The sequence below is a fragment of the Rhodoferax sp. OV413 genome (assembly GCF_945881795.1).
Classification (GTDB): domain Bacteria; phylum Pseudomonadota; class Gammaproteobacteria; order Burkholderiales; family Burkholderiaceae_C; genus Allorhodoferax.
This window is the reverse complement of the sequence record NZ_CAMCVG010000090.1, coordinates 1-8,579: the sequence shown is the minus strand read 5'-3', so window position 1 is coordinate 8,579 and position 8,579 is coordinate 1. Positions and strand designations below refer to the sequence as shown.

The 8,579-nt window shown below is 62.6% G+C and carries 9 protein-coding genes; all 9 read left to right on the top strand.

Features of this window, described 5'->3' with window-relative positions; all coding sequences use genetic code 11:
- Positions 1-2,689: glutamate synthase-related protein (locus Q0O05_RS10225; protein WP_293662694.1), on the top strand; the 2,689-nt coding region annotated here is incomplete at its 5' end.
- 33 nt (positions 2,690-2,722) lie between these two features.
- Positions 2,723-4,189, top strand: coding sequence for a glutamate synthase subunit beta (locus Q0O05_RS10220; protein WP_293662693.1), 1,467 nt, complete (start codon positions 2,723-2,725; stop codon positions 4,187-4,189).
- A 56-nt stretch (positions 4,190-4,245) separates the two neighbouring features.
- Positions 4,246-5,085 carry an ABC transporter ATP-binding protein gene (locus Q0O05_RS10215; protein ID WP_293662692.1) on the top strand — a complete coding sequence of 280 codons (840 nt, stop codon included), beginning with the start codon at positions 4,246-4,248 and terminating at the stop codon, positions 5,083-5,085.
- Complete coding sequence (mlaE, locus tag Q0O05_RS10210; RefSeq protein WP_293662691.1) at positions 5,082-5,864, top strand: lipid asymmetry maintenance ABC transporter permease subunit MlaE; 783 nt, start codon at positions 5,082-5,084, stop codon at positions 5,862-5,864. Before Q0O05_RS10215 ends, mlaE begins: the two co-directional genes overlap by 4 nt.
- A gap of 12 nt (positions 5,865-5,876) precedes the next feature.
- Positions 5,877-6,356, top strand: coding sequence for an outer membrane lipid asymmetry maintenance protein MlaD (gene mlaD / locus Q0O05_RS10205; RefSeq protein ID WP_293662690.1), 480 nt, complete (start codon positions 5,877-5,879; stop codon positions 6,354-6,356).
- Positions 6,353-7,096, top strand: a complete 744-nt coding sequence (locus Q0O05_RS10200) for a VacJ family lipoprotein (protein ID WP_293662689.1) — start codon at positions 6,353-6,355, stop codon at positions 7,094-7,096. The genes mlaD and Q0O05_RS10200 overlap by 4 nt, the downstream gene beginning before the upstream one ends.
- Before the next feature lie 80 nt (positions 7,097-7,176).
- The gene (locus tag Q0O05_RS10195) at positions 7,177-7,821 is read left to right on the top strand and encodes a phospholipid-binding protein MlaC (protein WP_293662687.1); all 645 of its coding nucleotides are present in this window, start codon (positions 7,177-7,179) and stop codon (positions 7,819-7,821) included.
- A 1-nt stretch (position 7,822) separates the two neighbouring features.
- Positions 7,823-8,089 carry an STAS domain-containing protein gene (locus Q0O05_RS10190; protein ID WP_293662686.1) on the top strand — a complete coding sequence of 89 codons (267 nt, stop codon included), beginning with the start codon at positions 7,823-7,825 and terminating at the stop codon, positions 8,087-8,089.
- A gap of 41 nt (positions 8,090-8,130) precedes the next feature.
- Positions 8,131-8,579 (top strand): ABC transporter ATP-binding protein (locus Q0O05_RS10185; protein WP_293662684.1); only part of this gene is annotated, 449 nt, incomplete at its 3' end.

Below are 8,579 nucleotides of genomic sequence, written 5' to 3'. Positions count from 1 at the left end.
CGCGCGCGAGGTGCACCACTTCGCCGTGCTGGCGGGTTATGGCGCAGAGGCTGTGCACCCCTACCTCGCCATGGAAACCCTACAGGACACTCATAAAGACCTGCCCGGTGACCTGAGCGCCGACAAGGCCATCTACAACTACATCAAGGCCATCGGCAAGGGCCTGTCCAAGATCATGTCCAAGATGGGTGTGTCGACCTACATGTCCTACTGCGGCGCGCAGTTGTTTGAAGCGATTGGCCTGAACTCCGAGACCATCGAGAAGTATTTCACCCGCACGCCCAGCAAGGTCGAGGGCATCGGCGTGTTTGAAATCGCCGAAGAAGCCATCCGCATGCACAAACTGGCCTTCGGCGACAGCCCGGTGCTGGCCAACGCCTTGGACGCTGGCGGCGAATACGCCTGGCGCACCCGGGGCGAGGAACACATGTGGACGCCGGATGCGATTGCCAAGCTGCAGCACTCCACCCGCGCCAACAACTGGAACACCTACAAAGAGTACGCTCAGATCATCAACGACCAGTCCAAGCGCCACCTGACGCTGCGTGGTCTGTTCGAGTTCAAGGTCGACCCCGCCCGTGCGATTCCGCTGGAGGAAGTTGAGCCTGCGGCAGAAATCGTGAAGCGCTTTGCCACCGGCGCGATGTCGCTGGGTTCCATCTCTACCGAAGCGCACGCCACACTGGCGGTGGCCATGAACCGCATCGGCGGCAAGAGCAACACCGGCGAAGGCGGCGAAGACGCAGCCCGCTACCGTAACGAGCTCAAGGGAATCCCGATCAAGCTCGGCGACAGCCTCAAGAGCGTGATCGGCGCCGAAAACGTGGAAGTCGACATGCCCCTGCAGGCCGGCGACTCGCTGCGCAGCCGCATCAAGCAGGTGGCCTCCGGCCGCTTCGGTGTGACCGCCGAATACCTGCACAGTGCGGACCAGATCCAGATCAAGATGGCCCAGGGCGCCAAGCCCGGCGAGGGCGGCCAGCTGCCCGGCGGCAAGGTGTCCGATTACATCGGCAAGCTGCGCCACTCGGTCCCCGGCGTGGGCCTGATTTCGCCCCCGCCGCACCACGACATTTACTCCATTGAAGATTTGGCCCAGCTGATTCACGACCTCAAAAACGTGGCGCCGCACTCGGGCATCAGCGTCAAGCTGGTGTCAGAGATTGGTGTGGGCACGATTGCCGCCGGCGTTGCCAAGTGCAAGGCTGACCATGTGGTGATTGCCGGCCATGACGGCGGCACCGGCGCGTCGCCCTGGTCGTCCATCAAGCACGCGGGCAGTCCATGGGAAATCGGTCTGGCAGAAACCCAGCAGACGCTGGTGCTGAACCGCCTGCGCAGCCGCATCCGCGTGCAGGCGGACGGCCAGATGAAGACCGGCCGCGATGTGGCGATTGGCGCCTTGCTGGGGGCCGATGAGTTTGGCTTTGCCACCGCGCCGCTGGTGGTGGAAGGCTGCATCATGATGCGCAAGTGCCACCTCAACACCTGCCCCGTGGGTGTTGCTACCCAAGACCCGGTCTTGCGCGCCAAGTTCTCCGGCAAGCCGGAGCACGTGGTGAACTATTTCTTCTTCATCGCGGAAGAAGTGCGCCAGATCATGGCCCAGCTGGGCATCCGCAAGTTTGACGACATGATCGGACGCGCCGACCTGCTCGACACCCGCAAGGGCATCGACCACTGGAAGGCCAGCGGCCTGGACTTCGCGCGCCTGTTCGCACAGCCTCAGGTGCCGGCCGACGTGCCGCGCTTCCAGACTCTGAACCAGGACCATGGTCTGGAGAAGGCGCTGGACAATGTGCTGATTGCCAAGAGCCGCCCCGCCATCGACAAGGGCGAGCGGGTCCAGTTCATGGAATTTGCGCGCAACGTGAACCGCTCGGTGGGTGCCATGCTCTCCGGCGCGGTCACCAAGGTGCACCCCGAAGGCCTGCCGGATGACACCATCCGCATCCAGCTCGAGGGCACCGGCGGCCAGTCCTTCGGCGCCTTCCTGGCCCGCGGTATTACGCTCTACCTGATTGGCGACGCCAATGACTACACCGGCAAGGGCCTGTCCGGCGGCCGCGTGGTGGTGCGCCCGAGCATTGATTTCCGCGGCGTGGCGGTCAACAACACCATCGTGGGCAACACCGTGATGTATGGCGCCACCACCGGAGAAGCTTTCTTTAGTGGCGTGGCTGGCGAGCGTTTTGCGGTGCGTCTCTCAGGTGCTACTACCGTGGTGGAAGGCACCGGCGACCATGGCTGCGAATACATGACCGGCGGCACGGTGGCGGTGCTGGGCAAAACCGGGCGCAACTTTGCCGCCGGCATGAGCGGCGGCATTGCCTACATCTACGACGAAGATGGCCAGTTCGCCAAGCGCTGCAATACCGCGATGGTGAGCCTCGAGAAGGTGCTGACCAGCGCCGAACAAGAAGCCGCCATCGACCGCGGTATCTGGCACCGCGGCGAGACCGACGAGGCCCAGCTCAAGAAGCTGCTGGACGACCACAACCGCTGGACCGGCAGCAAGCGCGCCCGCGAGCTGCTGGACGATTGGGCAAACGCGCGAGCCAAGTTCGTCAAGGTCTTCCCCAACGAGTACAAGCGTGCCCTGGGTGAGATTCATGCACGCAAATCGGCTGTAGCACCCGCCAAACCTGCGAAAGCTGCTACCAAAAAAGAAGCAACGGCTGCCAAGTAAGGCGACCTGAACTAACGCACAAGGACCTACATCATGGGAAAAGTCACTGGCTTCATGGAGTTTGAGCGTATCGAAGAGGGCTACAAGCCCGTCACCGAGCGGCTCAAGAATTACAAAGAGTTCGTCATCGGCTTGGACGACGCGCAGGCCAAAAAGCAGGCAGCGCGCTGCATGGACTGCGGCACACCGTTTTGCAACAGCGGCTGCCCGGTGAACAACATCATTCCCGACTTCAACGAGCTGGTCTTCCGCCAGGACTGGAAGGCCGCGATTGACACGTTGCACAGCACCAACAACTTCCCCGAGTTCACCGGCCGCATATGCCCCGCCCCCTGCGAGGCCGCATGCACCCTGAATGTGAACGAAGAAGCGGTTGGCATTAAATCCATCGAGCACGCCATCATTGACCGCGCCTGGCACGAAGGCTGGGTCACGCCCCAGCCCGCAACCGTGAAAACCGGCAAGAAGGTAGCTGTCGTTGGCTCCGGCCCGGCCGGCATGGCGGCAGCCCAGCAGCTCGCGCGGGTGGGCCACGATGTGACTCTGTTCGAGAAGAACGACCGCATCGGCGGCCTGCTGCGTTACGGCATTCCTGACTTCAAGATGGAAAAGTCCCACATCGACCGCCGCGCTGAGCAGCTGGTGGCTGAGGGTGTGACCATCCGCACCGGCGTGCTGGTGGGCGACATGCCGAGGGACTCCAAAGTCACCAACTGGGCCAAAGAGACCGTATCTCCGGAGCAGCTCAAGAGCGAGTTTGACGCGGTGCTGCTGACCGGCGGCTCCGAGCAGTCGCGCGATCTGCCGGTGCCCGGCCGTGAACTTGATGGCGTTCACTTCGCTATGGAGTTCCTGCCCCAGCAGAACAAGGTCAACGCGGGCGACAAGCTCAAGAACCAATTGCGCGCCGACGGCAAGCACGTCATTGTGATTGGTGGCGGCGACACCGGTTCCGACTGCGTGGGCACCTCCAACCGCCACGGCGCGGTCAGCGTGACCCAGTTCGAGGTGATGCCCCAGCCCCCCGTTGAAGAAAATCGCCCCATGACCTGGCCCTACTGGCCGCTGAAGCTGCGCACCAGCTCGAGCCACGAAGAAGGCTGCGAGCGCGTGTTCTCCATCTCCACCAAAGAGTTCATCGGCGAAGGCGGCAAGGTCACCGGACTTAAGACGGTGAATGTCGAGTTCAAGGACGGCAAACTGGTGGACGTGCCGGGCTCAGAGCAAATTCTCAAGGCGGATCTGGTGCTTCTGGCCATGGGTTTTGTGAACCCGGTGGCGACCGTGCTGGAATCTTTCGGCATTGACAAAGACGCCCGCGGCAACGCCAAGGCCGGCACCGAGGCAGTGGGCGGCTATGCGACCAATGTGCCCAAGGTGTTTGCTGCCGGCGATATCCGACGCGGCCAGTCCCTGGTGGTGTGGGCGATCCGGGAAGGCCGGCAGGCCGCACGCGCGGTGGACGAGTTCCTGATGGGCTCTAGCGAACTGCCCCGCTGATCAGGGTTTTCCCCCTTATCATTCCAAGGCCGGACACCCTCCGGCCTTACTTTTTTATGGCGCCCACATCTCCCACCGCTTTGCTTGAGCTTCAGGACGTGTCTTTCGGATACGGGGAGAGGCGCATTCTGGATGGCGTCACGCTGACCGTGCCGCGCGGCAAAGTGACCGCGCTGATGGGGGCCTCGGGCGGCGGCAAAACCACCGTGCTGCGGCTGATTGGCGGGCAGATCAGGGCGCAAGGCGGCTCTATCTGGCTGCATGGCGCCGACCCCGCACAGGCGCCTATCGATATCAACACCCTGGACACCCGCGCTCTGTACGCCGCCCGGCGCCGCATGGGAATGTTGTTTCAGTTTGGCGCGCTGTTTACCGATTTGAGCGTGTTCGACAACGTGGCTTTTCCGCTGCGCGAGCACACCCAGCTACCCGAAGCCCTGGTGCGCGACATCGTGCTGATGAAGCTCAATGCGGTAGGCCTGCGCGGCGCGCGCGACCTGATGCCTTCCGAAGTGTCGGGCGGCATGGCGCGGCGGGTGGCGTTGGCGCGGGCGATTGCGCTGGACCCCGAGCTGGTGATGTACGACGAGCCGTTTGCCGGGCTGGACCCGATTTCGCTGGGCACCGCGGCGCGCCTGATTCGCCAGCTCAACGACACCATGGGCCTGACCAGTATCGTGGTCTCGCACGATCTGGAAGAAACCTTCCACATTGCAGATCAGGTGATTGTGCTGGCCAACGGCAAAATCGCCGCCCAAGGCACGCCGCAGGAAGTGCGCGAGAGCCTCGACCCGCTGGTTCATCAGTTTGTGAACGCACTACCCGAGGGGCCGGTGCGCTTTCATTACCCCGCGCTTGCGGTGGACGCTGACTTTTCAGCGGAGGCGCTGCGATGAAGTTTCTGCATCCCGCCGAGCTGGGCTTTGCCGTGCGTTGCAAGCTGGCCGATCTGGGCGCGGCCGCACGATTGTTCGTGCGCCTGCTGCTTTGCCTGGGGCCGGTGCTGCGCCGCCCCGCGCTGCTGCGCGACCAGATTCATTTCATGGGCAACTATTCACTGGCCATCATTGCGGTGTCCGGGGTGTTTGTTGGCTTTGTGATGGGCCTGCAGTACTACTACGGGCTGCAGCGTTTTGGTGCTGCCGAATCGGTCGGCATGCTCATCAGCCTGAGCCTGGTGCGCGAATTTGGCCCGGTGCTCACCGCCTTGCTGTTCGTGGGGCGGGCCGGTACGTCACTCACTGCCGAGATCGGCCTCATGAAGGCCGGCGAGCAGCTCAGCGCGATGGAGATGATGGCGGTGGACCCGGTGCCCCGCATCCTCGCGCCGCGCTTTTGGGCCGCGGTGATTGCCATGCCGATACTGGCGGCCGTGTTCAGCGCGGTGGGTGTGCTGGGGGGCTGGTTGGTGTGTGTGCCTTTGATCGGCATTGATTCCGGCGCCTTCTGGAGCCAGATGCAAAGCGGCGTCGATGTGTGGCTGGATGTGGGCAACGGTGTTGTCAAAAGCCTCGTGTTCGGTTTTGCGGTGAGTTTTGTTGCGCTATTTCAGGGTTTTGAGGCGCAACCTACGCCTGAAGGCGTGGCCCGGGCCACGACGCGTACCGTGGTCGTGGCATCGCTCACCGTGCTGGCGCTGGACTTTGTCTTGACCGCCATGATGTTCAGTATTTAGGAGAATTCGACAATGCAACGCTCCAAGAATGATGTGTGGGTGGGTTTGTTTGTGCTGCTGGGTGCGGCCGCGCTGGTGTTTTTGGCGCTGCAATCGGCTAATTTGCTGACCTTTACCGTGGACAAGGGCTACGCCGTGACTGCCAAGTTCGACAACATCGGCGGGCTCAAGCCCAAGGCGGCAGTCAAGAGCAGCGGCGTGGTGGTCGGGCGTGTCGAATCCATCGGCTTTGACGACAAGACCTTCCAGGCCCGGGTCACGCTGGCCATGGACAAGCGGTTCGCATTTCCCAAAGACAGCTCCCTGAAGATACTCACCAGCGGCCTGCTGGGCGAGCAGTACATCGGCATCGAAGCCGGCGCGGAGGCGGTCAACCTCGCGGCTGGCGATGTGATCGGTAGCACCCAGAGCGCGGTGGTGCTGGAGAACCTGATAGGTCAGTTCCTCTACAACAAGGCGGCCGACGGCCCCGCAGACAAGTCGTCCCCATGAAGCGTTTCGTGAAGTTCTTGATGCAGCACCCATTCCGTCGTGCATGGGGTGCCTGGGGTGTGCTGCTGGCCTGCGCAGCGCTGCAGGGCTGCGCCACGGTGAACAGCCCCGACCCGCGGGACCCCCTGGAGGCGATGAATCGCTCGGTGTTTGAATTCAACGATGCGGTGGACCGCGCGGTCCTCAAGCCGGTGGCCACTGTCTACAAGGAAGATCTGCCGGGCTGGACCCGTACAGGCATCGGTAATTTTTTCTCCAACCTGGATGATGTGTGGTCGGTGGTCAACCATGCGCTTACCCTGCGGGGCGAGGCCTTCGCCAACAGCCTGGGTCGCGTGGTGATTAACTCCACCCTCGGGCTGGGCGGTGTGCTGGACATGGCCAGCGACCTGGACATTGAAAAACGATCCGCCAACTTCAACATCACCCTGGCCCGCTGGGGCGTGGACGCGGGGCCGTATGTGGTGGTGCCGATTCTGGGGCCCTTTACCCTGCGTGAGTTGGCGGCCCTGCCGGTAGACCGGCAGGGCAATCTGGTGAACCAAATCGGTAACGACGCCACCCGCCTGGGGCTCAATGTGGTGAGCGCAGTTGACGTGCGCGCTGCCCTGCTGGGCGCCGAAGGTGTGATCAACCAGGCAGCGCTGGACCGGTATTCCTTCATCCGCGACAGCTACATCCAGCGCCAGCGTTACATGGTGTTCGACGGTAACCCACCGGATGATGTGCCGCAGGAGTAGCAGGGGCTTTGACCTGCAGTTGTCGGGATGCTCAGACCGGGGCGCAAAATAGGAAATTGGTTTTTTGTGGAGGACGACACATGCTGAATAAACGCGTTTTGATGGGCTTTGCGGCGGCGCTGGCCTTGGCGGCCACTACCTTCGCGCCAGCGGTGTGGGCGCAGGAAGAAGCCCCCGATGTGATGATCAAGCGCCTGTCGGTCGATGTGCTGAATTCCATCAAGGCAGACAAAACCATCCGTGCCGGTGATATTGCCAAGGTGATCACCCTGGTGGATACACAGATCATGCCCAACGTCAACTTTCAGCGCATGACTGCCTCGGCCGTCGGGCCCAGCTGGCGCCAGAGTACGCCCGAGCAGCAAAAGCGCCTGCAGGAAGAGTTCAAGATTCTGCTGGTACGCACCTACGCCGGTGCGCTGGCGCAGGTCAGCGACCAAACCATTGTGATGAAGCCCCTGCGCAGCGCGCCCGAGGACAAAGAGGTGATGGTCCGCTCCGAGATCAAGGGCCGGGGCGAACCGATTCAGCTCGACTACCGCCTGGAAAAAACCCCCGGTGTGGGCCCCGGCTGGAAGATTTACAACCTCAACGTGATGGGAGTGTGGCTGGTGGAAACCTACCGCAGCCAGTTTGCCCAGCAAATCAGCACCAAGGGCGTGGACGGTTTGATTGACGTTCTGGTGGAGCAGAACAAGGCCAACGCCCAAGCTAAGAAAGGCTGATGTGCTGTCTTTGCCTCCCACCCTGACCCTTGACGTCGCGCCGGACTGCCTGTCTACCCTGCGCGACGGTTTGCAGCACGAGGCCGCTACCGTAGTGGTGGACGGCCAGCTGTTGCAGCGTTTTGACTCGTCTGCGCTGGCGGTGTTGCTGGAGCTGCGCCGCGAATGCGCCAAAGCGGGCAAGGTCTTTGCGGTGCAGAAGCTTCCGGCGCGGCTGCGGGAGTTGGCCGCCCTGTACGGCATTGACGCTTTGCTCAAGCCCGCATAAACCCTCGCCCCGGGGCCGCAGCGTAAAATCGCGGGTTCTCTATGCCCGCCATCTCTTTCCAATCCATCTCCAAGACCTACGCGTCTCCCAAGGGGCCCAAGGGCAGTACCTTTCAGGCGATCGACAACGTCAGCCTGGACATCGAACAGGGCGAATTCTTCGGCCTCCTCGGCCCTAATGGCGCCGGCAAAACCACGATGATCAGCATGCTCGCCGGTCTCTCTCGTCCCAGCAGCGGGCGTGTGAAGGTGCTGGGCAGCGATGTGCAGAGCGACTATGCCAATGCCCGCCGCAAGCTTGGCGTGGTGCCGCAGGAGTTGGTGTTTGACCCGTTTTTCAGTGTGCGCGAGGCGCTGCGCATCCAGTCCGGCTACTTCGGCGTGCGTAACAACGATGCCTGGATTGACGAGCTTCTGGAAAGCCTGGGCCTGGCCGATAAAGCCGGCGCCAATATGCGCCAACTCTCCGGTGGCATGAAGCGCCGCGTGCT